The sequence below is a fragment of the Catellatospora sichuanensis genome, assembly GCF_007483665.1.
GTDB lineage: Bacteria > Actinomycetota > Actinomycetes > Mycobacteriales > Micromonosporaceae > Catellatospora > Catellatospora sichuanensis.
Genome location: NZ_VIQO01000010.1, coordinates 54,469 through 77,855 on the forward strand (window position 1 = coordinate 54,469; position 23,387 = coordinate 77,855).

20 protein-coding genes and 2 tRNA genes are annotated in these 23,387 nt (G+C 71.6%); 16 read left to right on the forward strand and 6 right to left on the reverse strand.

Annotation, left to right across the window (positions count from 1 at the left end; translation table 11 throughout):
* Window position 1: 1 nt before the first annotated feature.
* The 4 genes from FLL47_RS20290 (at window position 2) to FLL47_RS20305 (ending at window position 3,130) form a co-directional block, all read left to right on the forward strand.
* Window positions 2-1,306, forward strand: coding sequence for a molybdopterin molybdotransferase MoeA (locus tag FLL47_RS20290; RefSeq protein ID WP_144122121.1), 1,305 nt, complete (start codon window positions 2-4; stop codon window positions 1,304-1,306).
* Window positions 1,303-1,929 carry a GNAT family N-acetyltransferase gene (locus FLL47_RS20295; protein WP_144122122.1) on the forward strand — a complete coding sequence of 209 codons (627 nt, stop codon included), beginning with the start codon at window positions 1,303-1,305 and terminating at the stop codon, window positions 1,927-1,929. The genes FLL47_RS20290 and FLL47_RS20295 overlap by 4 nt, the downstream gene beginning before the upstream one ends.
* A 197-nt stretch (window positions 1,930-2,126) precedes the next feature.
* A complete protein-coding gene (gene sepX / locus FLL47_RS20300; RefSeq protein WP_144122123.1) occupies window positions 2,127-2,885 on the forward strand; it encodes a divisome protein SepX/GlpR in 759 nt (252 codons plus the stop codon).
* Window positions 2,886-3,056: 171 nt separating this feature from the next.
* A tRNA-Ala gene (locus tag FLL47_RS20305) sits at window positions 3,057-3,130 on the forward strand.
* Window positions 3,131-3,300: 170 nt separating this feature from the next.
* Here the strand turns inward: FLL47_RS20305 and FLL47_RS20310 are convergent.
* On the reverse strand, window positions 3,301-4,827 hold the full coding sequence (locus FLL47_RS20310; RefSeq protein WP_144122124.1) for a dolichyl-phosphate-mannose--protein mannosyltransferase: 1,527 nt from the start codon (window positions 4,825-4,827) through the stop codon (window positions 3,301-3,303).
* Between the two features lie 84 nt (window positions 4,828-4,911).
* Here FLL47_RS20310 and rsmI point away from each other — a divergent pair, with 84 nt between their 5' ends.
* Window positions 4,912-5,742 (forward strand): 16S rRNA (cytidine(1402)-2'-O)-methyltransferase, encoded by an 831-nt coding sequence (gene rsmI / locus FLL47_RS20315; RefSeq protein WP_144122125.1) that lies wholly within the window; start codon window positions 4,912-4,914, stop codon window positions 5,740-5,742.
* A 170-nt stretch (window positions 5,743-5,912) separates the two neighbouring features.
* On the opposite strand, the gene FLL47_RS20320 is transcribed toward rsmI, so the two are convergent.
* Window positions 5,913-7,592, reverse strand: a complete 1,680-nt coding sequence (locus tag FLL47_RS20320) for a hypothetical protein (RefSeq protein WP_144122126.1) — start codon at window positions 7,590-7,592, stop codon at window positions 5,913-5,915.
* A 124-nt stretch (window positions 7,593-7,716) separates the two neighbouring features.
* Here FLL47_RS20320 and metG point away from each other — a divergent pair, with 124 nt between their 5' ends.
* Entirely contained in the window at window positions 7,717-9,492 is a 1,776-nt protein-coding gene (gene metG, locus FLL47_RS20325; RefSeq protein WP_144122127.1) for a methionine--tRNA ligase, read from the forward strand.
* On the opposite strand, the gene FLL47_RS20330 is transcribed toward metG, so the two are convergent.
* Window positions 9,489-10,721: a hypothetical protein gene (locus FLL47_RS20330; protein ID WP_144122128.1), complete on the reverse strand. Its 1,233-nt coding sequence runs from the start codon at window positions 10,719-10,721 to the stop codon at window positions 9,489-9,491. The two genes, metG and FLL47_RS20330, sit on opposite strands and share 4 nt — an antisense overlap.
* 141 nt (window positions 10,722-10,862) lie before the next feature.
* Between FLL47_RS20330 and FLL47_RS20335 the strand changes: the two genes are divergently transcribed.
* The 7 genes from FLL47_RS20335 to FLL47_RS20365 all read left to right on the forward strand — a co-directional run bounded on the left by FLL47_RS20335 (window position 10,863) and on the right by FLL47_RS20365 (window position 18,000).
* Complete coding sequence (locus FLL47_RS20335; RefSeq protein WP_144122129.1) at window positions 10,863-11,717, forward strand: TatD family hydrolase; 855 nt, start codon at window positions 10,863-10,865, stop codon at window positions 11,715-11,717.
* Window positions 11,718-11,745: 28 nt separating this feature from the next.
* Complete coding sequence (locus FLL47_RS20340) at window positions 11,746-13,074, forward strand: cytochrome P450 (protein ID WP_144122130.1); 1,329 nt, start codon at window positions 11,746-11,748, stop codon at window positions 13,072-13,074.
* Between the two features lie 27 nt (window positions 13,075-13,101).
* Window positions 13,102-13,959: a 16S rRNA (adenine(1518)-N(6)/adenine(1519)-N(6))-dimethyltransferase RsmA gene (gene rsmA / locus FLL47_RS20345; protein ID WP_246158290.1), complete on the forward strand. Its 858-nt coding sequence runs from the start codon at window positions 13,102-13,104 to the stop codon at window positions 13,957-13,959.
* A 183-nt stretch (window positions 13,960-14,142) separates the two neighbouring features.
* Window positions 14,143-15,099 (forward strand): 4-(cytidine 5'-diphospho)-2-C-methyl-D-erythritol kinase, encoded by a 957-nt coding sequence (locus tag FLL47_RS20350; RefSeq protein ID WP_144122131.1) that lies wholly within the window; start codon window positions 14,143-14,145, stop codon window positions 15,097-15,099.
* A gap of 7 nt (window positions 15,100-15,106) precedes the next feature.
* Window positions 15,107-16,909, forward strand: a complete 1,803-nt coding sequence (locus tag FLL47_RS20355) for an ABC-F family ATP-binding cassette domain-containing protein (RefSeq protein WP_144122132.1) — start codon at window positions 15,107-15,109, stop codon at window positions 16,907-16,909.
* Between the two features lie 84 nt (window positions 16,910-16,993).
* The gene (locus FLL47_RS20360; protein ID WP_144122133.1) at window positions 16,994-17,455 is read left to right on the forward strand and encodes a DUF4383 domain-containing protein; all 462 of its coding nucleotides are present in this window, start codon (window positions 16,994-16,996) and stop codon (window positions 17,453-17,455) included.
* A 50-nt stretch (window positions 17,456-17,505) separates the two neighbouring features.
* Window positions 17,506-18,000: a DUF4383 domain-containing protein gene (locus tag FLL47_RS20365; RefSeq protein WP_144122134.1), complete on the forward strand. Its 495-nt coding sequence runs from the start codon at window positions 17,506-17,508 to the stop codon at window positions 17,998-18,000.
* Window positions 18,001-18,095: 95 nt separating this feature from the next.
* Here FLL47_RS20365 and FLL47_RS20370 read toward each other — a convergent pair whose 3' ends face one another.
* Window positions 18,096-18,701, reverse strand: a complete 606-nt coding sequence (locus FLL47_RS20370) for a TetR/AcrR family transcriptional regulator (protein ID WP_246158365.1) — start codon at window positions 18,699-18,701, stop codon at window positions 18,096-18,098.
* A 194-nt stretch (window positions 18,702-18,895) separates the two neighbouring features.
* Window positions 18,896-19,885: an acyl-CoA desaturase gene (locus tag FLL47_RS20375; protein ID WP_144122136.1), complete on the reverse strand. Its 990-nt coding sequence runs from the start codon at window positions 19,883-19,885 to the stop codon at window positions 18,896-18,898.
* Between the two features lie 272 nt (window positions 19,886-20,157).
* On the opposite strand from FLL47_RS20375, the gene FLL47_RS20380 reads away from it, so the two are divergent.
* A tRNA-Gln gene (locus tag FLL47_RS20380) sits at window positions 20,158-20,229 on the forward strand.
* A gap of 35 nt (window positions 20,230-20,264) precedes the next feature.
* On the forward strand, window positions 20,265-21,701 hold the full coding sequence (gene glmU, locus FLL47_RS20385; RefSeq protein ID WP_342780340.1) for a bifunctional UDP-N-acetylglucosamine diphosphorylase/glucosamine-1-phosphate N-acetyltransferase GlmU: 1,437 nt from the start codon (window positions 20,265-20,267) through the stop codon (window positions 21,699-21,701).
* A gap of 65 nt (window positions 21,702-21,766) precedes the next feature.
* Here the strand turns inward: glmU and FLL47_RS20390 are convergent, their stop codons facing one another.
* On the reverse strand, window positions 21,767-22,006 hold the full coding sequence (locus FLL47_RS20390) for a LuxR C-terminal-related transcriptional regulator (RefSeq protein ID WP_144122137.1): 240 nt from the start codon (window positions 22,004-22,006) through the stop codon (window positions 21,767-21,769).
* A gap of 227 nt (window positions 22,007-22,233) precedes the next feature.
* Between FLL47_RS20390 and FLL47_RS20395 the strand changes: the two genes are divergently transcribed.
* The gene (locus FLL47_RS20395) at window positions 22,234-23,214 is read left to right on the forward strand and encodes a ribose-phosphate diphosphokinase (protein ID WP_144122138.1); all 981 of its coding nucleotides are present in this window, start codon (window positions 22,234-22,236) and stop codon (window positions 23,212-23,214) included.
* The last annotated feature ends 173 nt before the right edge of the window (window positions 23,215-23,387 follow it).

Genomic DNA, 23,387 nt, shown 5'->3' on the forward strand with positions numbered 1-23,387 from the left:
CATGACCGCCACGGTCAGGTCCACTCCGGACCCCGTCCATCTCGACGCGGCTGCGGCCGCGGGCGAGCTGACGCCACTCGCCGACTACCTGGGCAGCGTGCTGCGCAGGTTGCGGGCGCTGCCGGCGTTGGATCTGGACCTGACCCAGGCGCACGGCAACGTGCTGGCCGACAACGTGGTGGCCGCCCACCCGTACCCGGCCTTCGACCAGGCCGCGATCGACGGATACGCGGCCCGGTCCGAGGACATCGCCGCGGCGGCCGCCGGCCGGCCCGCCCGGCTGAACGTGGTGGGCGACCTCGCCGCGGCCAGCTGGCGGCCGGCCCGGCTCACGCCCGGCACCTGCTTCTCCGTCGCCGCCGGGGCGGCCCTGCCGCAGGCCGCCGACGTGGTGGTGCCGATCCGCTGGACCGACCAGGGCATGGCCTCGGTCGAGGTGCACCACCCCGCCAAGCGCGGTTTCGGCGTACGCCGCACCGGCGAGATCGTCACCGAGGGCATGGTGCTGGCCCGGGCCGGCACCACGGTGACTCCGGCGCTGGTCGGCGCGCTGGCCGCGAGCGGGATCGGGCATGTGATCGTGCGGCCCAGCCCACGCGTCGTGATCGTGTCCACCGGTGACGAGCTGGTCGAGGCGGGCCGCGTCTCGCAGGCCGGCCAGGTCGTCGACGTCAACTCGCACGCGCTGACCGCGGCCACCGCGGAGGCGGGCGCGCACGCGTACCGCGTGGGTATCTGCGACGACGACCCGGAGGCGCTGCGCGCGCTGCTGGAGGACCAGACGCTGCGCGCCGATCTGATCATCACCACCGGTGGTTCCGGCACCGGGCCGGGCGACATGGTGCGGCGCATCCTGTCGCGCCGGGACGGCAGTCGCGCGGGCATGGTGACCTTCACCGACGTGTCGCTGTATCCGTGCGGCACGCTCGGCTTCGGCACCGTCGGCAGCGCCGAGGAGGTGCCGATCGTGTGCCTGCCCGGCGAGCCGGGAGCCGCACTGATCGGTTTCGAGGTGCTGGCCCGGCCCGTGATCCAGGTGCTGGCCGGGGCCGAGCCGGTGTTCCGGCCGTCGGTGCGCGGCCACCTGCTGGAGACCGTCGCGTCGCCCGGCGGACTGCGCGAGTTCCGCCCGGCGCTCGTCGCGGAGCGCCGCGGGGGCGGATACACGGTGCAGCCGCTCCCGGGCGGTGCCCGTACCCTGGCCGGTATGGCCGAGGCTAACGGACTACTGGTGCTGGGTGAGCGGGTCACCAGCGCGGCTGCGGGCTCCACCGTGGACGTGCTGCTGCTGGACCGTCGCAGATGAGTGGTGCAGTGGGTTATCCCGCGGTGCTGACCGACGGCGACGTCATGCTGCGGCCGTACCGGCGCGGCGACGCCGGGCAGTGGGTCGAGGTGCGCACCTACAACGAAGCCTGGCTGCGGCAGTGGGAGGCCACGCCGCCCGCGACCTGGTCCGAGCTGAACTCGACCGCCGCGTTCCACATGATCCGGCGGGCCATGCGCCGCGGCGCCCGTCAGGGCGAGTCGATGCCGTTCGCGATCTGCCTGCGCGATCAGGGCCGGGAACGCCTGGTCGGGCACATCAACCTGGGCAGCATCGTGCGCCGGGCCTTCTCGTCGGCCTACTGCGGCTACTGGATCGACTCGCGGGTGGCCGGGCGCGGCATCATGCCCACGGCGCTCGCGCTCGTCGTCGACCACGCGTTCGGGCCGGGCCGGCTGCACCGCGTGGAGGTGAACATCCGGCCGGAGAACAAGCCCAGCCGCCGCGTGGTGGAGAAGCTCGGCTTCCGCGAGGAGGGCTACCACCCGCACTACATGTTCATCGACGGCGCTTGGCGTGATCACATCGGATACGCGCTGACCTGGGAGGACGTGGCCACCGACGGCGGCCTGCTGGCACGCTGGCGGCGCCGGCGCGGCTGAACCGGACTTCACCTTCCTACGGTGTGGCGTTACGCGATCACGTGATCACGAACGTAGGCTCCCCTCACTGGAAGTCTTACGGTGACCGATCGATGAGCCGTTCACCGTACCTAGGGTGACGCCGGTGGGGAGTCCGCGGCGGTCCGCCGACCAGGCGGGCTGCCGGGAGGAGCCACTGGGCGCAGGGAGGGGAGAGGGTGCCGACCTCGGTGCTCCTCGCCGTCCTCGCCGCTGCGGGCCTGCTCGCTCTCGCCCCGGCGCTGGTGCGCCGGTACGACGCCACCGAGCGGCTGGTGGCGGAGCGGGCGATCTCTACCGCGCGGGTGCTGTCGCGCCGGCGCCGCCGCCGCACCGTGCCCGGCCGCCGCCCGATCCGACCGCCGCGGGCACTGTGCACCGCCCCCGTGTCCGCGCCGCCCGCGTCCGGCAACGGCCCGTCCCGCACCCCGCTGCGCCTGGTCGGCCAGGCCGAGCGGGCCAAGGCCAAGCCACGCCGCCGGCACCGCCCGGCCGTGTACCGCCGCCGCCGTCTGCTCGCCGGACTGGTGCTGCTGAACCTGGTGCAGCTGGCCGGCGTCGCGCTGGTCAGCCCCGGCTTCCTGATCAGCGTGTCGGTGACCGGCTCGGCCCTGCTGCTGTACGTCGCCCACCTGCGGGGCCAGGCGCTGCGGCTGGCCCGCCGCCGCCGTGCCGAGGAGCGGCAGGCGCTGTGGCTCGCCGAACAGCAGGCGCAGGTCCGCCTCGCGCAGCGCCGCCGCGCGCAGGCCCGCCGCGAGGCCGCCCGGCTGCTCCAGGAGGAGCTGCTGCGGGCCCAGGAGCAGCTGGCCGCCCTGCAAGCCCAGGCCGAGACCCTGGCCGCCGAGGCGCCCCCGCCACCCCGGGTGGCGACCATCTCCTACCGCGGCCGCCAGGCCGGCGTACGCGGCAAGCCCTACCACGCGGGTCCCGCCGCGTGACCCGCCGCGGTCGTCTGGAAGATCGCGGCCTCGGGTCGGAAGATGTGGCGCGACCGCAGGTCCCGACCGGAAACAGCGATCTTCGCAAGTGACCTACGACGCACCGGGTAGTGATTCGCGAACGCCCGGCAGACCTGCTAACCTTGGCCGGTCCGTTACGCGGACCAACTCGGGGACGTGGCGCAGCCCGGTAGCGCACCTCGTTCGCATCGAGGGGGTCAGGGGTTCGAATCCCCTCGTCTCCACCGAGTTCAGCGGCCATCTTCCATTGAAGATGGCCGCTTTGCTGTTGTGTGGCCGGGGGTGCACGGCAAGAGCCGCGGCGGTCGCTCATGCGACGGCTGCGGCCGGGTCCCGTCTCCGGCGCACACGGCGAAGGCCCGTGGTGAGCACCACGGGCCTTCGCGCGGCCGGATCAGATCCAGTTGTTGCCGAGGATCATGCGTTTTTGCCAGTCCTCGTACGGGATCGGCTCGCCCGTGTAGATCGGGTAGAAGAAGGCGAACATGATCACGACGAGCAGCACGAACGCGCCGAGCGCGACGGAGCCGATGAGCTGTCTGTTCTCGTTCTGCGGCAGGCCCGGCGGTGAGGTCATGATCGCGCCGAAGACGAACACCACGGCCAGGATCAGGAACGGCTCGGCCGGCATGGCGTAGAAGTAGAACATCGTGCGGTTCGGGAAGAAGAACCACGGGATCAGCGCGGCGGCCGTCATCGCCAGGATGGCCCCGGCCCGCCAGTCGCGGCGGGCGAAGCCGAACCAGAGCGTCGCGCCCAGCGCGGGCAGGAAGCTCCACCACAGCAGCGGCGTGCCCAGCAGCAGCACCTCGGCCGCGCACTGGTCCACCCCGCAGCCGGGGTCCCCGGACCAGTAGAAGGCCACCGGGCGCCCCAGCAGCAGCCACTGGATCGGTGCCCACGGGCCCGCCGACTGGTACGTGTGCTCGGAGCTGAGCCCGTTGTGGAACTTCTGCGCCTCGTCGTGGTAGTGCCAGAGGCTCTCCAGCCAGTTGCCGGAGTACTCGCGGTAGTAGCCGCCGTCGGTGAGGATCCAGCCGCTCCAGCTCGCCAGGTACACGCCCAGCACGATGGGGATGCAGGCGAGCACCCACAGGCCCTCGTCGAGGATGGTGTCGCGGATCGGGTGGCGCACCCCGGCACTGCGCCGGGCGCCCACCTCCCACCAGATCACCAGCAGCACGAACACCGGCAGGAAGGCCAGCGCCGACCACTTCACGGCCAGGGCGCAGCCCAGCAGCACCGCTGCCGCCAGCCGCCACCACGGCACCGCGAACGCCGGGCGGCTCGCCCGGCCGCGCCCGTGCGGGTCCCCGCCGTTCTCCACGAAGCGCAGCCACCGCAGGCGGCGCTGATCCCGGTCGAGGACCAGCGCGCCGAACGCGGCCAGCAGGAAGAACATCAGGAACAGGTCCAGCAGTGCGGTGCGCGACAGCACGAAGTGCATGCCGTCGAACGCCATCAGCAGGCCCGCGGCACAGCCCAGCACCACCGAGCCGAACATCCGCATGGCGATGCGGGTGAACATCAGCACCGAGATGGTGCCGAACACCGCTGCCGACAGCCGCCAGCCCGCCTCGTTGTACCCGAGGACCTGCTCACCCAGCCCGATGATCCACTTGCCCAGGGGCGGGTGCACGACGTAGCCGGCGGTGCCGTTCTTCTCGTCCCACTCGAACCCCTTCTCCCACAGCCAGTGGGCGTCGGTGGCGTAGTAGGTCTCGTCGAAGATCTTGCCGGGCGGCTTCGCCAGGTTGTACAGGCGCAGCACGCCCGCGAGGAAGGTGACCGCCAGCGCGGCCAGCCACGCGTACGGGTTCAGCCGCTGCTCCAAGGGCAGCAGGCGGCGCCGGACGACATTGAGTACGTGCGGCTCGGAAGTGATGGGCGCCTGCGGGGGCGCCGTCGCCGTCTGGGTCACGCCAAGGATCGTAGGCTGAAAAACTCGGAAACCGTCGCCTGAGTTCACGGTGATCGGCAAAAACGTATCGAAGGCAGGGGACAGATGACGGAAGTCACCGGGCTGGTGCTGTGCGGCGCACCGCTGGGCAACCCCGCGGACGCCTCGGCCCGGCTGCGCCAGGTGCTCACCGAGGTGGACCTGGTCGCCGCCGAGGACACCCGCCGGCTGCTCCGGCTCGCCCGCGACCTCGACGTCGTCATACCCGGAAAGATCGTCTCGTACTTCGAGGGCAACGAGGAACGGCGTACCCCCGAGCTGGTCGAGGCGATGCGCGACGGACAGCGGGTGGCGCTGGTGACCGACGGCGGCATGCCCAGCGTCAGCGACCCCGGCTACCGGCTCGTCGTCGCCGCCCTCGCGGCCGGGCTGCCGGTCACCTGCGCCCCCGGCCCCAGCGCGGTCACCACGGCGCTGGCGCTGTCCGGGCTGCCCTGCGACCGGTTCTGCTTCGAGGGCTTCCTGCCGCGCAAGGGTGGCGAGCGGCGCGCCCGGCTGGCCGCGCTCGCGGCCGAGGAGCGCACCCTGGTCTTCTTCGAGTCGACCCACCGGGTCAAGGACACCCTCGCCGACCTTGTGGCGGCCTTCGGCGGCGACCGGGCCGCGGCCCTGTGCCGGGAGCTGACAAAGACCTACGAGGAGGTACGCCGCGCGCCCCTGGCCGAGCTGGTGGAGCTGGCGGAGTTCCGCGGCGAGATCACGCTCGTCGTCGCCGGCGCGACGCCGGACGCCACCCGCCCCACCGACGAGCAGCTCATCGCCGAGGTCGCCGCGCACGTGGCCGCGGGATCGTCGCGCCGGGACGCCGCCGCCGCCGTGGCCGCCGCCCACCACCTCCCCAAACGCGACGTATACGACCTCTCCACCCGCCGCTGACCCCGGACCCACCCCGCCGCCTGGCCCGTCCGCCCCGCCCCAAGCCGCCGCGCCGCCCGCGCCGCGCCAGTCATAGACGTTGGCCTATTACGTCGAAAATCCGTGCGTCGGATTCGATGTAATAGGCCAACGTCTATGAAAAACGCGGGTGGGTAGCCGGGTGGGGTGGGTCAGAAGGTGGCGGCCAGGAAGCCGATGGTGATGAGGAGGGGGCCGGCGAAGGCGAGGCCGACGGCGGCGAGGCGTTCGTGCCGCTCCGGCAGGCGCATGGCGCCGGTGGCGAAGACGATGGCGATCGAGCAGAGCAGCACGATCGACAGCCCCACCATCCAGCGCAGGTGCAGGCCACCGGTGCCGTTGGTGACGTACGCCCGGTGGCTGCCCGCCCCGACCATGCGCGCCGGTGCGCTCAGGCCCTCGGCCTGCCCGGGCGGGCCGAGCACGTTGACCGAGGCGGCCGTGAAGTCGCGGGCCGGGGTGGCGAACTCGCCCACGCAGCGCTGCGTGAGTCCGCTGCCCGCGCAGCTGGTGACGGTCAGGGTGCCGGCCTTGCCGTGACCCACCGCGAGCCACAGCGGCTCCGCGCTGACCCAGCTGAAGAACGCGGCGACCAGCCCGAACAGGATGAGCAGCGGCATCGCGACACCGGCCCGCCGCGGCGGGCGGGGCCGCTTCGCCCGCTTGCGCGCCGGGGCGGCCTCCTGTCGGCGGCGGTCGCCGTGCAGCCGGGGGTCGATCCAGCTCTCCCGCGGGATCTCCTGCACCGGCATGGTGAACGCCTCGGTGGACGCGGACATCCCGGGAGCCTGCGCGTGCGGCGCTCCCGCCACCGGTCGATGTGCTGCGGGCAGCGCGACCGTGGGGCGAGCGGAGCCGGCGGGGGAAACGGGGGCGGGGCGACCGGCCGGGGCGGCGGTGTCGGCGTCCGGCAGGTCCGCGTGCCAGTCGTCCTGGTCTGCCAGGTCCACCGTCACGGCGCTGCGTGCCGCATGTGGCCGGCCGGGTGCCGTCAGGGGCCGGTCCGGCGCCGCGGAGTCGGCTGCCGGGTCGGCGGGGGGCGGGTCGGCAGGCAGCGCGTACTGGTCGAACGGTTCGTCGGGGTCGAGGCGGCGGGTGGGCTCGCCGAGCCAGGACGGGTTCCTGCGGCCGGGCTCCGGCAGGTCGAGGTCGAAGCGGCCGGTCGGCTCGCCGAGCCAGGCGGGATGCGTGCGCCCCGACGCGTACTCGGATTCGGGGTCGGCGGCGAGGTCTTCGTCGGAATCCGGGTTCGCGACATCCTCCGCCTGCGGCGATGCCTCAGCGTCCGGCGAGGCCTTGCCATCGGTGACCGGCTCCGGACGGTCCTCGACGCTCTCGGCTACCGGCTCGGGGCGAGCCGTGATGTGTTCGGTGACCGGCTCGGGGCGAGCCGCGGTGCTTTCGGTGACCGGCTCGGGGCGAGCCGCGGTGCTTTCGGTGACCGGCTCGGGGCGAGCCGCGGTGCTCTCGGTGACCGGCTCGGGGCGAGCCGCGGTGCTCTCGGTGACCGGCTCGGGGCGAGCCGCGGTGCTCTCGGTGACCGGCTCAGGGCGGGCCTCGGCGGTGTCGGTCACGGGTTCCGGACGGGCGGCGGCACCGTGCTCGACGTGTTGCTGCGGTGCCGTGTCCTGCGGCACCGGCGGGTGCGGGTCGTCGGGGCGGCGCCACGGCGTATCGGTGTCGCCGGGCGCGGTCAGTGCCACCAGGCCGGGCGGTGGCGGCGCGACGAGCGTGCCGGACCGGCCGGGCCGGGAGGGAGGGGCTTCGTCGCGGGCGGGGGCCGCGCCGGGCTCGACCCGCTGGGTGGGCTCATCATGCGCGAGGCTGTCCACGTTATCCCTCATACCTGGTCATTTCACTCCAGTCGGACACCTGACAAGGGGATTTGCCGGGCGTGTCGTACGAGGTGACAACCGGTGCATGGGCCAGCGGCGGCCTTCACTACGCTGGTTAGTCATGAGTCACGTTCTCGCCGCGGTCGCTTGGCCTTATGCGAACGGCCCCCGCCACATCGGTCATGTCTCCGGTTTCGGAGTGCCCTCCGACGTTTTCAGCCGGTACATGCGCATGGCAGGCCACGACGTGCTCATGGTGTCGGGCACCGACGAGCACGGCACGCCGATCCAGGTGCAGGCCGACGCCGAGGGCATCACGCCCCGGGAGGCGGTCGACAAGTACAACCGCATGATCGTCGAGGACCTGCACGGGCTGGGCCTCGCCTACGACCTGTTCACCCGGACCACCACCCGCAACCACTACGCGGTGGTGCAGGAGCTGTTCACCGCCCTGTTCGACAACGGGTACGTGATCGCGAAGACCACCCAGGCCGCGATCTCCCCGTCGACCGGCCGCGGCCTGCCCGACCGGTACATCGAGGGCACCTGCCCGATCTGCGGCTACACCAGCGCCCGCGGCGACCAGTGCGACAACTGCGGCAACCAGCTGGACCCGATCGACCTGATCGACCCCAAGTCGAAGATCAACGGCGAGACGCCGGTGTTCGTCGACTCGGAGCACTACTTCCTGGACCTGTCGGCGTTCGCCGAGGCGCTGGGCGGGTGGCTGGACACCCGCGAGGGCTGGCGGCCGAACGTGCTGCGCTTCTCCAAGAACCTGGTGGCCGACCTGCGGCCCCGCGCGATCACCCGGGACCTGGACTGGGGTGTGCCCATCCCGAAGGAGGGCTGGGACACCAAGCGCTTCTACGTCTGGTTCGACGCGGTCATCGGCTACCTGTCGGCCTCGATCGAGTGGGCGCGCCGGTCGGGCGACCCGGAGGCGTGGCGCCGGTGGTGGCAGTCCGCGGACGGCCGGTCGTACTACTTCATGGGCAAGGACAACATCGTCTTCCACTCGCTGATCTGGCCGGCGATCCTGCTCGGCTACGACGGCAAGGGTGACAAGGGCGGCAAGCCGGGCGAGCTCGGCGAGCTGGGCCTGCCCACCGAGGTGGTGTCCAGCGAGTACCTGACGATGGAGGGCCGCAAGTTCTCCTCGTCGCGCCGGGTCGTCATCTACGTGCGCGACTTCCTGGAGCGCTACGACGCCGACGCGCTGCGCTACTACATCGCGGTGGCCGGTCCGGAGACCACCGACACCGACTTCACCTGGGCCGAGTTCCTGCGCCGCAACAACGACGAGCTGGTGGCGGGCTGGGGCAACCTGGTCAACCGCACCGTCTCGATGGCGGTGAAGAACTTCGGCGCCGTGCCGATGGCCAGTGACCTCACCGCGGAGGACACCGCGCTGCTGGAGACGGTGCGCGGCGGCTTCGCCACGATCGGCGGCCTGCTGGAGAACCACAAGCAGAAGGCCGCGATCAACGAGGCGATGCGCATCGTCGGCGAGGCCAACAAGTACCTGTCGGACCAGTCGCCGTGGAAGATCAAGGCGGAGGAGGACCGGCCGCGGCTGGCCACCATCCTGCACACCGCGCTCCAGGCGATCACCGACTGCAACACGCTGCTGACGCCGTTCCTGCCGCACGCCGCGCAGAAGATCCACCTGCTGCTGGGCGGGGAGGGTGTGCACGCGCCGATGCCCTCGATCGTCGAGGTGTCCGACCTGGACGGCGGCCCCGGCTATCCCGTGCTCACCGGCGACTACACCGTCGGCGCGAAGTGGGAGCCGCGCGAGCTGCGCGCCGGCACGCCGCTGAGCGCGCCGACCCCGGTGTTCAAGAAGCTGGACCCGTCCATCGTGGACGAGGAGCTGGCCCGGCTGGAGGGCTAGAGCGGGTAGCGGATGTCGACGTCCTGGGCGTCGGTGACCTCGGTCGCCGGCGCCCAGGCCTCGTACACGCCCCGTTCGTAGCACTGGGCCCCGAGCGCGGCCACGTTCGTCGGGTCGGGGCGGCACAGACGCAGCCGCACCCAGTTGCTGTCGGCCGTGAGCACGGTGCAGGGCGCGCCGCGCCAGTGCGCGTAGCGGGTGCGCCGCAGCAGCGACTCGACCGGGTAGCGGGCGGCCCGGCTCATCGCCAGCACCCGGAACTCCTCCGGCGGGTCGGCGACGGCCTCGTACTCCTCGCCTCGGAACGTGCCGACGAGCCTGCTGTGCACGGTCTCGGTGCGTGGGATGGGCAGGTACTCCTGGTCTGCGCTGATCTCGCGGAGCGGGTGCAGCAGCCGCCGCCACTGCGGGCCCACCAGGCGCAGCCAACCGCGCTGCTCGGGCTGGAAGGTGTAGAGCACGATCTCGGTGCCGTCCGGCACGTACGCGACCAGCGCCGCATGTGCGGGCATCGGCAGGTCGGCGAAGTCCGCGGTGATCCATTCGGGGATCAGCTCGCTGCTGCTCGGCGCGAATCCGGTGCCCAGCACCGCCGCGCCGACCCGGTCGTGCGGCGGCATGGCCACCAGCCCGGCCACCGCGTCCCCGGTCGACGGCTGATAGTCGCGCGGATCGACGGCCCGCCAGCGCAACAGGTAGGCGATCTCGTCGGCGGGGTCCTGCGCGCCGGTGCCGTTCGCGCCGAGTACGGCCAGCTCGGCGGGGGTCCGCAGGTGCGCGAGGTCCCACTCGCGGTAGCAGAAGCCGTGCGGCAGGCGGCCGCGCAGCAGCGCGGTGACTCCCGTGGGGTCCAGCGGCATGACCATCCTGGTGCCCCGGCGCACGGTGGCGCTGCCCCGCACGGTGCCGATCAGCTCGGCGGCCTGCCGGTCGCGTGGCGGGCGCTGGCTCAGCCGATGCACGTGCTCCCAGCTCACCGCACGCGACAGCGGTGCGCACAGCGGCGACTCCGGGTGCGTCGCGGGCAGCGCCTGCGCGCCGGCGGCGACCTCGGCGGCCGGCACGAACCGGTGGTACGCCCAGCGGGCAGGGTTGTCCAGGCGCAGGAAGCCGGGCGCGGGAGTTTCGCTGAACAGTTCGTACGCAGCGCCACCGGCGATCGCGTCCGCGGCGTAGGCGCGGCCGTCCACGAGGACCGTGCCGCGGTCGGTGTCATTGACGGTCGTCACGGGCTTTGACGCTAATGCCCGCGTGTGCCCCGCAGATGAACACGGACTGAACAGACGGCCGCGCGCGGGGTGATCGACCTCGCAGCGGTACGGGGTGCTCACCGACCGCAGTGCGGGTCGGCGGGGTGGGATCATGGGCGGGTGACGAACGAACGCGCCGCGCGGGCCGCCGAACGCCGCTGGGAGTCCTTCCCGCCCGCTCCGGAGGCACTGCCCCACCCCGTGCTGGACAGCCACACCCACCTGGACATCGTCGCCGAGGACGGTGGCGACCCGGCCACCCAGATCGACGCCGCCGCGAAGGTGGGCGTGGACCGGCTGGTGCAGGTGGGCGTCGATGTGCGGTCCTCGCGCTGGGGCGTGGCCTGCGCCGCGGCGCATCCCGCCGTCGTCGCGACCGTGGCGCTGCACCCCAACGAGGCACCTCGGCTGTCTGATCTGGATGCAGCGCTCGCGGAGATCGCGTCGTTGGCCGAGGACCCCCGGGTGCGCGGCATCGGCGAGACGGGCCTTGACTTCTTCCGTACCAAGGACGAAGGGCTGAAGCCGCAGGAACGCAGCTTCCGCGCCCACATCGCGCTGGCCAAGCGGGTCGGCAAACCGCTGGTCATCCACGACCGGGACGCCCACGCCGACGTGCTGCGGGTGCTCGACGACGAGGGCGCGCCGCAGACCGTGGTGATGCACTGCTTCTCCGGCGACGAGGCGTTCGCCGCCGAGTGCGTGCGGCGCGGCTTCGTGCTGTCCTTCGCCGGCACGGTGACCTTCAAGAACGCCCCGCAGCTGCGCGCGGCGGCCGCGCTGACCCCGCCGGAGCAGATCCTGGTCGAGACGGACGCGCCGTATCTGACGCCGATGCCGCACCGGGGGCGGCCCAATGCCTCCTACCTGATCCCGCTGACCGTGCGGGCGCTCGCCGAGGCCAAGGGCATGCCGCTGGCCGAGATGTGCCAGGCGATCTCGGCCAACGGCGACCGGATCTTCGGCCCCTGGTGAGTCTCGCGACGGTGTTAGCCTCGTCGATATGACGACGGTCGCCATCCCCTCGCCGCCCGGCCTGCCCCTGCTCGGGCACCTGCTGGAGATGAACCGGGACATGCCCGGCTTCCTGCAGCACGCGGCCCGGACCACCGGCCCGGTCAGCCGGGTGCGGATGGGGCCACTGTCGATGGTGCTCGTCGCCGATCCGCTGCTGGTACACGACATGCTGGTCAGGCGGCCGCAGGAGTTCGCCAAGTCGTGGCGTACCGCCCGGCTCATCCAGGGCCACGTCGGCGACGGTCTGCTCACCCGCGAGGGCGGCGAGCACCGCCGGCACCGGCGGCTGATGCTGCCGAGCCTGCACACCCAGCGCATCTCCCGGTATGGCGAGATCATGGTCGGCGAGTCGCGGCGGCTGGCCGATTCCTGGGCCGACGGGCAGCAGGTCGAGGTCGTCGAGCAGATGACGCAGCTGACCCTGCGCATCGTCGGCGCGTCGCTGTTCACCGTGGACGACGACGGCGCGGAGGTCTTCGCCGCGGTGCACGACTTCGTCAACTCGCTCAACGCGTACCTGCTGTCCTTCGGGCTGCTGCCCGGCTGGCTGCCGACGAAGACCCACCGCTGGCGCAAGGCGAGCGTCGCCCGCATGGACCGGCTGTCGTACGAGCTGATCCGGCAGCGCCGGGAGCGCGGCGGCGACGGTGGTGACCTGCTGTCCATGCTGATCAACGCGAGGGACCCGGAGGGCGGCCCGGCGCTGACCGACGCCGAGATCCGCGACGAGCTGCTGACCATGTTCTTCGCCGGGCACGAGACCAGCGCCACCGCGCTGACCTGGGCCTGCTACGAGCTGGCCCGGCATCCGGAGATCGCCGAGAAGCTGCGCGCCGAAGTGGCCGAGGTGCTCGGTGAGCGCCCCGCCACCATGGCGGACCTGCCGAACCTGCCCTACCTCGGCCAGGTGGTGAAGGAGACGCTGCGGCGCTGGCCCCCGGGCTGGCTGTTCGACCGCACCCCGGTCGCCGAGACGGAGCTCGGCGGGCACACCGTCAAGCCGGGGCAGGTCCTCTTCTTCAGCCCATACGTGATCCACACCGATCCGGCCTACTGGCCGGAGCCGGAGGAGTTCCGGCCCGAGCGGTTCGCGCCCGGCGTGGAGATCCCGCGCGAGGCGTACCTGCCGTTCGGCGACGGCCCGCGCATCTGCGTCGGCAACCGCTTCGCCGAGGCCGAGATCGCGCTGGTGCTGGCCACGCTGGTGCCCCGGGTGAGGCTGGAGCCGGTCTCCGACCAGCCGGTGCGGTTGTCCGGCCAGGCCACCATCCGGCCCAGGGGCGGGCTGCGGATGACGGTGCGCAAGGCGGGGTGACCCCGGGCCGCCGGATAGCCTGAGGGGGTGACCGTTGAACAGGCAAGACTGCTCGGCCCGGCGGAGATCCGGGAGCTGGCCGCGCGGCTCGGCGTCGCGCCGACCAAGAAGCTCGGGCAGAACTTCCTGCACGACCCCAACACCATCCGGCGCATCGTGGCCGCCGCCGAGCTCGATCCGGCCGACGTCGCCGTCGAGGTCGGGCCCGGCCTCGGCTCGCTGACGCTGGGCCTGCTGACGGCCGCCGCGCACGTGCACGCCGTGGAGATCGACCCGCCGCTGGCCGCCGCGCTCGGCGCGACCGCCGCCGAGCGCGCCCCCGGGTTGGCCGACCGGCTCACCATCCACAATGGCGACGCCATGCGCGTCACCGCGGCCGAGTTCGATCCGCCGCCCACGGCGCTGGTGGCGAACCTGCCGTACAACGTCGCCGTGCCGGTGGTGCTGCACCTGCTGGCCGAGCTGCCGGGTATCCGGCACGGCCTGGTCATGGTGCAGAAGGAGGTCGCCGATCGGCTCACCGCCCCGCCCGGCAGCAAGATCTACGGCATCCCGTCGGTGAAGCTCGCCTGGTATGCCTCCTCCCGCCAGGCGGGCAAGGTGCCGCCCGCGGTGTTCTGGCCGGTGCCCAACGTGGACTCGGGCCTGGTCTCCTTCACCCGCCGCGAGCCGCCCCGCGACGACGTCGCCCGGGAGGCGGTGTTCGCCGTGGTCGACGCGGCGTTCGCACAGCGGCGCAAGACGCTGCGGGCCGCGCTGGCCGGCTGGGCGGGCAGCCCTCCGGCGGCGGAGGCGCTGCTGCGCAAGGCCGGCATCGACCCGTCGGCCCGCGGCGAGCAGCTCGACGTGCACGCGTTCGCCGCCCTGGCGGCCGCGAAGCACTGACTTTGATCGACGCTGGCCTATCTCATCGAATTTACGTAGATCGAATTCGATGAGATAGGCCAGCGTCGACGTAAGGCGGGACCGGGGACGGGCGGTGGGGCGGCGCAGGGCGGTGGGCGGGGGTCGTGGGAGCGGGGTGCTGCGCCGCCGGGTGATCCGGGTGGGGCCAGTACGCTGGTCGGCGTGACAGAGGCATGGACGCTCGGCGGCGACGACGATGACCTGGCGGGAGCCTTGTCAGGACCGGTCCGGGTGAGAGTGCCCGCGAAGATCAACCTGCACCTCGGGGTCGGCCCGCTGCGGTCCGACGGTTACCACGAGCTGCACACCGTGTACCACGCCATCTCCGTGTACGACGAGGTCACCGCGCGGTCCGGGGACACGCTGAGCCTGACCATGCAGGGCGAGGGCGTCGGCGAGCTGGAGCTGGACGACAGCAACCTGGTGATCCGGGCCGCGCACGCGCTGGCCGCCACCGCCAAGGTGCCCGCCCACGCCCGGTTGCACCTGCGCAAGACGATTCCGCTCGCGGGCGGCCTGGCCGGCGGGTCCGCCGACGCCGCCGCGACCCTGGTCGCGCTGGACGCGCTGTGGGGCACCGGCCTGGGCCGGGACGAGCTGGCCAGGATCGCCGCCACGCTCGGCTCCGACGTGCCGTTCCTGCTGTACGGCGGCACCGCGCTGGGCACCGGCCACGGTGAGGCGGTCAGCCCGGTGCTGGCCCGCGCCAACCGGTGGCACTGGGTGGTGGCCTTCGCCGACGGCGGCCTGTCCACCCCGCGGGTCTACGGCGAGCTGGACCGGATGCGTGCCGCCGGCACCGCACCCGCCCCGCTGAACAGCAGCGACGACCTGCTCAGCGCGCTGCGCCAGCGGGATCCCGCGGTGCTCGGCGCGGTGCTCGGCAACGACCTGCAGGCGGCCGCGCTGTCGCTGCGGCCCTCGCTGGCCGAGACGCTCGACGTGGGCGACAAGGCGGGCGCGCTCGCCAGCCTGGTCTCCGGCAGCGGCCCGACCTGTGTCTTCCTGGCCCGTGACGAAGCCCACGGGGCAGACCTCGCCCAGGCGCTGCGGGAGTCGGGGCTGTGCCGCGGGGTGCAGCAGGCATACGGAGCAGTGCACGGCGCCCGGATAGGCTGACCTCACCATGGCCAATATCATCAATCTGGACCGGGTCGGCAAGGGTTACGGCCCGACCGGTCCCCTGCTCACCGACGTCTCCCTGGGTCTCGACGACGCCGACCGGATCGGCGTGGTGGGCCTCAACGGGGCCGGCAAGTCGACCCTGCTGCGGATGCTGACCAAGGCCGAGGACCCCGATTCCGGGCGCGTCACCCACCGCCGCGACCTGCGCGTCTCCGCGCTGCCGCAGGCGCTGGACCTGGCCCCGGACCTGACCGTGCGGGATGTGGTGTTGGGCGACGCCTGGCTGCCCGCCGCGTTCGAGGCCGAGCACGAGTGGGCCGGCGACTCCGGCGTGCGCAACATCCTCGACGGCCTGGGCATGCCCGGTCTCGGGCTGGACCAGCCGGTCGGGCCGATGTCCGGCGGCGAGCGGCGGCGTATCGCGCTCGCGGCGCTGCTGGTGCGCCCGACCGACCTGCTGATCCTCGACGAGCCCACCAACCACCTCGACATCGCGGGCGTCAACTGGCTGGCCCGCTACCTCAACGAGAGCCTGCGCGGCGCGCTGGTCGTGGTCACCCACGACCGGTGGTTCCTCGACGCGGTCTGCAACCACATCTGGGAGGTCGCCGACCAGCAGGTGCGGGCGTACGACGGCGGCTTCGCCGCGTGGATCCTGGCCCGCGCCGAGCGGGAGCGGGTCGCCGCGGTGACCGAGTCCCGCCGCCAGAACCTGCTCCGCAAGGAGATCGCCTGGCTGCGACGCGGCCCGCCGGCCCGCACCTCGAAGCCGAAGTTCCGCATCGACGCCGCGAACGCGCTGATCGCGGACGTGCCCGAGGCCCGCGATCAGGTCACCCTGGCCAAGCTGGCCACCGCCCGCCTCGGTCGCCAGGTGTACGACCTGGAGAACGTCACCCTGTACGCCGGGCCGAAGCTGATCCTGGACGACGTGACCTGGCACGTCGGCCCCGGCGACCGGATCGCGCTGCTCGGCGCGAACGGCGCGGGCAAGTCGACGCTGCTGCGGCTGCTGGCCAGGGTCACCGACGCGGCAGGCTTCCGCGCCGGTCAGACGGTACGCCCCGCGTTCCTGTCCCAGGAACTCGCGGAACTGCCGGGCGAGCTGCGGCTGTTGGAGGCCGTCGAGCAGGTGGCCCGGCGGGCCAAGCTCGGCGACCGGGAGCTGTCGGCGTCGCAGCTGGCCGAGGTGTTCGGCTTCACCGACCGCCGGGTGTGGACCCCGGTGTCCGACCTGTCCGGTGGCGAGCGCCGGCGGCTGCAGATGCTGCGCCTGCTCGCGGGCGAGCCGAACGTGCTGATCCTCGACGAGCCCACCAACGACCTGGACACCGACACGCTGGCCTCGCTGGAGGACCTGCTCGACACCTGGCCCGGCACGATGGTCGTGGCCAGCCACGACCGCTACCTGGTCGAGCGCGTCTGCGACAAGGTGTTCGGCCTGTTCGGCGACGGCAAGATCCGGCACCTGCCGGGCGGCGTCGACGAGTACCTGCAGCGCGTCGACCACGAGGCGGCGCGGGTGGGCGGGGCTTCGGCAGGGTCGGTCAAGGAGCTGAAGGCCGAGCGCACCGGCGGGCCGAGCGCGGCCGAGGTGCGTGCCGCGAAGAAGGAGGTCTCGCGGGTCGAGCGGCAGATCGACAAGCTCGACCAGCGGGTGGCGAAGGTGCACGCGCAGATGGCCGAGCATGCCACCGACTTCGCGAAGATCGCCGAGCTGGACGCGAGCCTCAAGGCGCTGCAGGACGAGCGCGGGCTGCTCGAGGACGAGTGGCTCAACCTCGCGGAGCTGATCTCCGAGTAGCGCCCGCACTGGCGGATCGCGGGTCAGGGGAGGCCTGATAGCCTCACGCATCCCCTGACCCCTCGTACCCGTCGGAGCTGCGACATGGCTTCCCACATGCCCGTCAACCACTCCCTGCGCCCGCTCTACCGCGGGCTGGCCCTGCTCGCCGGGCTGTTCGTGCTGGCGTTCGGCGTGCTCGGCTACCTCGACAGCCAGGGCGAGCCGCTGCTCCACCAGGGCAAGGCCAGCGCGTTCGGGCTGAAGACCAACCCCGCGTTCTCGTACGCGAGCATCGCCGCCGGTGTCGCGGTGCTGCTGGCCACGCTGGTCGGCCGCAACCTGGACCGCTTCGTCGACATGTGGGTCGGCATCGGCTTCCTGATCGCAGGCACCGTGATGATGGCGCTGATGCGCACCGAGTCGAATGTGCTCAACTTCACGATGACCACCTGCATCGTCTCGTACCTCATCGGCGCGGTCCTGTTCACCGCCGGCATGTACGTCAAGGTCGGCTCTGCCGCCAAGGCCGCCGCGGAGGAGAAGCACCGCCACGGCGCGGCCTGATTTGCCATGATTCGGTCCCGCCGGGACACTCCCGGCGGGACACTGGGGTCATGCATCTACCGGTCAATCACCGACTAAGGCCCCAGTGGCGCTTCCTGGCGGGACTGTCGGGTGCGTACCTGCTGGTGTTCGGCATCGTCGGGGCCATCCGCACCGCCGGTGAACCGTTCTTCGACCGCGGCGACACCGAGGCGCTCGGGCTGAAGACCAATCCCGCGTTCGCCTGGCTGTCCATCATCGTCGGCGCGGTCGTGCTCGGCGGCGCGATCATCGGCCGCAACATCGACCACTTCATCAACATCTGGGGCGGCGCGGTCTTCCTGCTGGCCGGGCTCGTGATGCTGACGGTCATGCAGACGCCGCTGAACAAGCTCAACTACGAGATCTCGACCTGCGTGGTCTCGTTCATCATCGGCACGATCATGCTGATCGCCGGGATGTACGGGAAGGTCGGCACGCCGGCCCAGTCCATCGCCGAAGAGGTCCTGCGCCACAGCACCCGCCCCGGCGACAAGTTCGCGGTCAAACCGCACGCCAACAAGTAGCTGTGACATGCTCGCCGGCTACCGCGGCCTTGATCGGCGCCATCCTGCGCTGCGCTCCGGACGACACCGAGCGGCCGCTACCGCGGGCGACGGAGCTACTTGACGCCCTTGCGGGTCAGCAGGGCGGGCTTGGGCTCCAGTTGGGCCAGACCGTTCCAGCACAGGTTGACCAGGTGCGCGGCCACCGTCTCCTTGCGCGGCTTGCGCACCTCCAGCCACCAGCGGCCGGTCAGCGCGACCATGCCCACCAGCGCCTGCGAGTAGAGCTCGGCCAGTTTCGGGTCGTAGCCCCGCGTCTTGAACTCGGCGCCGAGGATGTGCTCGACCTGGTGCGCGACGTCGTTGAGCACCGAGGAGAAGTTGCCCGACGAGGACATCACCGGCGACTCGCGCACCAGCACGCGGAAGCCGTTGGTCTCCTCCTCGATGTAGTCCAGCAGCGCCAGCGCCGCCTGCTCCAGCAGCTCCCGAGGGTGTCCCGCGGTCAGCGCGGAGGTGACCCGGGTCAGCAGCGAGGTGACCTCACGGTCCACCACGACGGCGTACAGGCCTTCCTTGCCGCCGAAGTGCTCGTAGACCACGGGCTTGGAGACCTTGGCGCGGGAGGCGATCTCCTCGATCGAGGTCGCGTCGAAACCGCGCTCGGCGAACAGCTGACGCCCCACGGCGATCAGCTGTTCGCGGCGCTGGGAGAAGCTCATGCGTACCCGTGAGCCGGTCTTCGGCGGCGCGGCCTGCCGTCCGGCCGGCCGCGCGTCACGGGAGTCGTCTGCCACGCCCCCATCCTGCCAGGAGGACGGGGGCGACGCTGGTGGGGCATCCTCGGCGGCCCGCCGTCCGGGCGAGCCTTCGGGACGAGCCGCCAGCGGAGTCGGTCCGCCGGTCGTCTCGACGGTCACCGGGCCAGCTTGGGCTCGGCGTCGCGGTCGAGCATCTTCGCCTTGAGCCGGTCGGCCTTGGGCCACTTGACGTTCGTGGCCCAGCCGAACTTCTCGAAGAACCAGATCACCCGGGCCGAGATGTCGATCTGGCCGCGCAGCACGCCGTGCCGGGCGCTGGTCGGGTCCGAGTGGTGCAGGTTGTGCCAGCTCTCGCCGAAGGACAGGATCGCCAGCGGCCAGAAGTTGGAGGCCTTGTCGCCCTCGCGCATCTCGAACGGGCGCTCGCCGTAGACGTGGCAGACCGAGTTGATGGCCCAGGTGACGTGGTGCAGCAGGCCGATGCGGACCAGGCCGGCCCAGAAGAACGCGGTCAGCGCGCCCTGCCACGACCAGGTCACCAGGCCGCCGACGACGGCCGGCGCGAACGCGGTGGTCAGCGACAGCAGGCCGAACAGCTTGTCGACCTTGGCGATGTCCTTGTCGGCCAGCAGGTCGGGCGCGAAGCGGGTGCGGTTGGACAGCTCGCGGGCGAACAGCCAGCCCACGTGGGCGTGGAACATGCCCTTGGTCAGGCCCTTGAACGAGTTGCCGAAACGCCACGGCGAGTGCGGGTCGTCCTCGAGGTCCGAGTACTGGTGGTGGCGGCGGTGGTCGGCGACCCACTGGGTCGGCGAGCCCTGCACGGCCATCGCGCCCGAGACCGCCAGCGTCACGCGCAGCCACCGCGTCGCCTTGAACGAGCTGTGCGTCAGGTAGCGGTGGTAGCCGACCGTGATGCCCAGCCCCGTCACCACGTACATCACCGCGAAGATCACCACGTCGGTGGCGTTCAGCCAGCCGCCCCAGGCGACCGGGACGACCGCGAACAGCGCCAGGAACGGCAGGACCACGAAGGCCCAGAGCCCGATCAAGGTGCCCTTCGACTGGGCTCCCTCGGTCAGCGGCTTCTGTCCGCGCGCAGATGCCGCGGTGCCGGTAGGCGTGTCAATGGCTGTCGTGGTCATGGCACCTCGCTGGAGCTGGGTGGAAGGCACGGGTTTGGGCTACCTACGACACCGTAACCTACGGGACCGTAGTTTGACAGAGTCGCCTGCGGGAATTTCCCTGCGGCCCGCGCGTGCGCGGTATGGCGGGTCGTCCTGGGGCCACCCCCTCTGGGTGACTGTCAGGCCAGGTCGGAAGGTGTTTCGGCACGCCGCGAGCCTGGGCTGCGGGCCGCCCGGAAGTGGGCGACCGGCGAAGGCGGGGTAGGCGCTAAGCTGTCAGGCGACCCCGGTCGGCTGTGGTGTAATTGGCAACACTCGCGCCTTTGGAGCGCGCTTTCCAGGTTCGAGCCCTGGCAGCCGAGCTTAAGCAATTGTTCGGATCGACGTTAGGCAGCTCGTGACTCGTACGGTGATCGTTCTCGCTGCGGGCGAGGGTAAGCGGATGAAGTCGGATCTGCCGAAGATGCTGCATCCGCTGCTCGGCCGCTCCCTGGTGGGCCACGTGCTCGCCGCCGCGGACCCGCTCGGCGCACAGCGCACCCTGGCCGTCGTCGGCAACCGCGCAGACCAGGTCACCGCGCACCTGGCCGAGATCGCGCCGGACGTGGCGACCGCACTCCAGGCGCAGCAGAACGGCACCGGCCATGCGGTGCGCATCGCCGTCGAGGCGCTCGGCGAACTGGACGGCACCGTGGTCGTGCTCAACGGCGACGTGCCGCTGCTGCGCGCGCAGACGCTGCAGGACCTGGTCGAGGCGCACGAGTCGGCGGGCGCGGCGGCGACCGTGCTGGGTGCGTCGGTGCCCGATCCGACCGGCCTGGGCCGGCTGGTCCGCGACGCCGACGGCGGGCTGTCCCGCATCGTCGAGGAGCGCGACGCGACGCCGGAGCAGCGGGCCATCCGCGAGATCAATGCGGGCATCTACGCCTTCGACGCGGCCGCGCTGCGGACCGCGCTGGCGAAGCTGACCACCGACAACGACCAGGGCGAGGAATACCTCACCGACGTCTTCGAGCTGTTCGTGACGCAGGGCTCGCCGGTGCGCGTGCACCTGGCCGCAGACGCGACCGAGACGCTGGGCTGCAACGACCGGGCCGAGCTGGCGTCGCTGCGGGCGCTGCTGCGCGACCGGATCAACCTCGCGCTGATGCGCTCCGGGGTGACCATCGTCGACCCGGCCACGACCTGGGTCGACGCCACGGTGACGGTGGAGCGCGACGCGCTGCTGGAGCCGAACGTGCAGCTGCGCGGGGCGACGACCGTGGGCACCGGCGCCGTGGTGGGCCCGGACGTGACGCTGGTGGACACCGTGGTGGGCGAGCAGGCCCAGGTGGTGCGTGCACACGCGGTGCAGGCCGAGATCGGCCCCAACGTGTCCGTGGGCCCGTACGCGTACCTGCGTCCGGGGGCGCGGATCGGCCGCAAGGGCAAGGTCGGCACCTTCGTCGAGATCAAGAACGCGTCCCTGGGCGAGGGCACCAAGGTGCCGCACCTGACGTACGTGGGCGACGCGACGATCGGCGAGCAGACCAACATCGGCGCGGGCAACCTGTTCGCGAACTACAGCGGCAGCACCAAGAGCCACACCGTGATCGGCTCGCACGTGAAGACGAGCTGCGACACCACGTTCGTGGCGCCGGTGCGGATCGGCGACGGGGCGTACACGGCGGCCGGTTCGGTGATCGACAAGGACGTGCCGCCGGGCGCTCTCGCGGTGGCGCGGGCACACCAGCGCAACATCGAGGGTTGGGTGCGCCGGTCCCGTCCGGGCAGCGCGGCGGCCGAGGCGGCCGAGCGGGCCGAGTCGGCGGAGCGCCCGGCTGACGAGGGCTGACCCTCGGCGAAACTGCAAAAGGCTCGGCCCTGCGGGGCCGAGCCTTTTCGTCTACGTGGGCCGGATCAGCGGCGGCCGGGCTGCTCGTCCTCGTCCTCGAGCCAACCGCGCTTGGCTGCCTCGGCCCCGAGGGAGAACTGGTTCTTCGCGCCGGTGGCCTGCTTGAGGTTGGCGATGTGGTCGTGCACGGCGCGCTCGCTGAGGAAGACCAGCTTGGTGATCGTCTGCACGGTGAAACCTGCGGCGAGCAGCAGGAGGATCCGACGCTGAACGAGCGTCGGTTCTCCGGACCGGTCCCGGGCCATCGAGCGCAGCCTTTCTGTACGGACACTTGTGCTTAACGAAGGTAGCGCCCGTCGTCGGGGCCGGGCAAGGCACCCTGGTGTCACCTGCGTGAACTCCGGGGCAAGCGGTCTGTCCGTGATCTGTCGCACCCAGGAACAGCCTTGCTGGCTGGTTGGCGAACCGCCGGGAGAGGATGAACCGAAAAGGTGATACTGACCGCAGACCATCGTGAAGGGGCGGCAAGCCGATGGGCAGCATCGTCACTGAGAACCGCAAGAATCTGATGCTTTTCTCGGGCCGGGCCTACCCCGAGCTCGCGAAGGAGATCGGCGAGGTGCTGGGCGTGGGGGTGACCCCGACGACGGCGTATGACTTCGCCAGCGGTGAGACGTTTGTCCGTTACAAGGAGTCCGTCCGTGGTTCGGACGCCTTCATCGTCCAGTCCATGACCCAGCCGGTGAACAACTGGATCATGGAGACCCTGCTGATGATCGACGCGGCGAAGCGCGGCTCGGCCAAGCGCATCACCGTGGTGCTCCCGTTCTACCCGTACGCCCGCCAGGACAAGAAGCACCGCGGCCGGGAGCCGATCTCCGCCCGCCTCATCGCGGACCTGCTCAAGACCGCCGGCGCCAACCGCATCCTCACCGTCGACCTGCACACCGCGCAGATCCAGGGTTTCTTCGACGGCCCGGTGGACCACCTGTTCGCGATGGATATCCTGGCCGACTACGTACAGGCCAACTACGGCCACCGCGAGCTGACCGTGGTGTCGCCGGACTCGGGCCGGGTGCGCGTCGGTGAGCGCTGGACCGACCGCCTCGGCGGCTGCCCGCTGGCGTTCATCCACAAGACCCGCGACCCGCTCAAGCCCAACCAGGTGGTCGCGAACCGGGTCATCGGCGAGGTCGCCGGCCGCACCTGCATCCTGGTCGACGACATGATCGACACTGCGGGCACCATCTGCAAGGCCGCGGACATCCTGTTCGACAACGGCGCCGCGGACGTCATCGTGACGACCACGCACGCCGTGCACTCCGACCCCGCCACCGAGCGGCTGAAGAACAGCCGTATCAGCGAGGTCATCGTTACCAATACGCTGCCGCTGGGCTCGGACAAGCAGTTCGACAAGCTGACCGTGCTGTCCATCGCCCCGCTGCTGGCCCGCGCGATCCGCGAGGTCTTCGACGACGGCTCCGTCACCACCCTGTTCGGCGGTCTCAGCTGACCAGCCCGCTTCGACCGGGCCTGCCGTGCGTGTCCGGTCCGAGCCCCCGTTTTTGATAGACGCTGGCCTATGACGTCGAATCCGCGCGCCCATTTTTCGATGTCATAGGCCAATGTCTATGCGGGGCGAAGTTCCGCCCAAGGGGCGGGTCGGTTTGCCGGATCTTCGGCAGG

Bases quoted from the DNA above. Each gene is read 5' to 3' on its own strand.
- FLL47_RS20290 (WP_144122121.1), top strand. From the start codon at position 2: ATGACCGCCACGGTCAGGTCCACTCCGGACCCCGTCCATCTCGACGCG.
- FLL47_RS20295 (WP_144122122.1), top strand. From the start codon at position 1,303: ATGAGTGGTGCAGTGGGTTATCCCGCGGTGCTGACCGACGGCGACGTC.
- rsmI (WP_144122125.1), top strand. From the start codon at position 4,912: ATGACGGAAGTCACCGGGCTGGTGCTGTGCGGCGCACCGCTGGGCAAC.
- metG (WP_144122127.1), top strand. From the start codon at position 7,717: ATGAGTCACGTTCTCGCCGCGGTCGCTTGGCCTTATGCGAACGGCCCC.
- FLL47_RS20340 (WP_144122130.1), top strand. From the start codon at position 11,746: ATGACGACGGTCGCCATCCCCTCGCCGCCCGGCCTGCCCCTGCTCGGG.
- FLL47_RS20355 (WP_144122132.1), top strand. From the start codon at position 15,107: ATGGCCAATATCATCAATCTGGACCGGGTCGGCAAGGGTTACGGCCCG.
- FLL47_RS20360 (WP_144122133.1), top strand. From the start codon at position 16,994: ATGGCTTCCCACATGCCCGTCAACCACTCCCTGCGCCCGCTCTACCGC.
- FLL47_RS20365 (WP_144122134.1), top strand. From the start codon at position 17,506: ATGCATCTACCGGTCAATCACCGACTAAGGCCCCAGTGGCGCTTCCTG.
- FLL47_RS20370 (WP_246158365.1), bottom strand. From the start codon at position 18,701: ATGAGCTTCTCCCAGCGCCGCGAACAGCTGATCGCCGTGGGGCGTCAG.
- FLL47_RS20375 (WP_144122136.1), bottom strand. From the start codon at position 19,885: ATGACCACGACAGCCATTGACACGCCTACCGGCACCGCGGCATCTGCG.
- FLL47_RS20390 (WP_144122137.1), bottom strand. From the start codon at position 22,006: ATGGCCCGGGACCGGTCCGGAGAACCGACGCTCGTTCAGCGTCGGATC.
- FLL47_RS20395 (WP_144122138.1), top strand. From the start codon at position 22,234: ATGGGCAGCATCGTCACTGAGAACCGCAAGAATCTGATGCTTTTCTCG.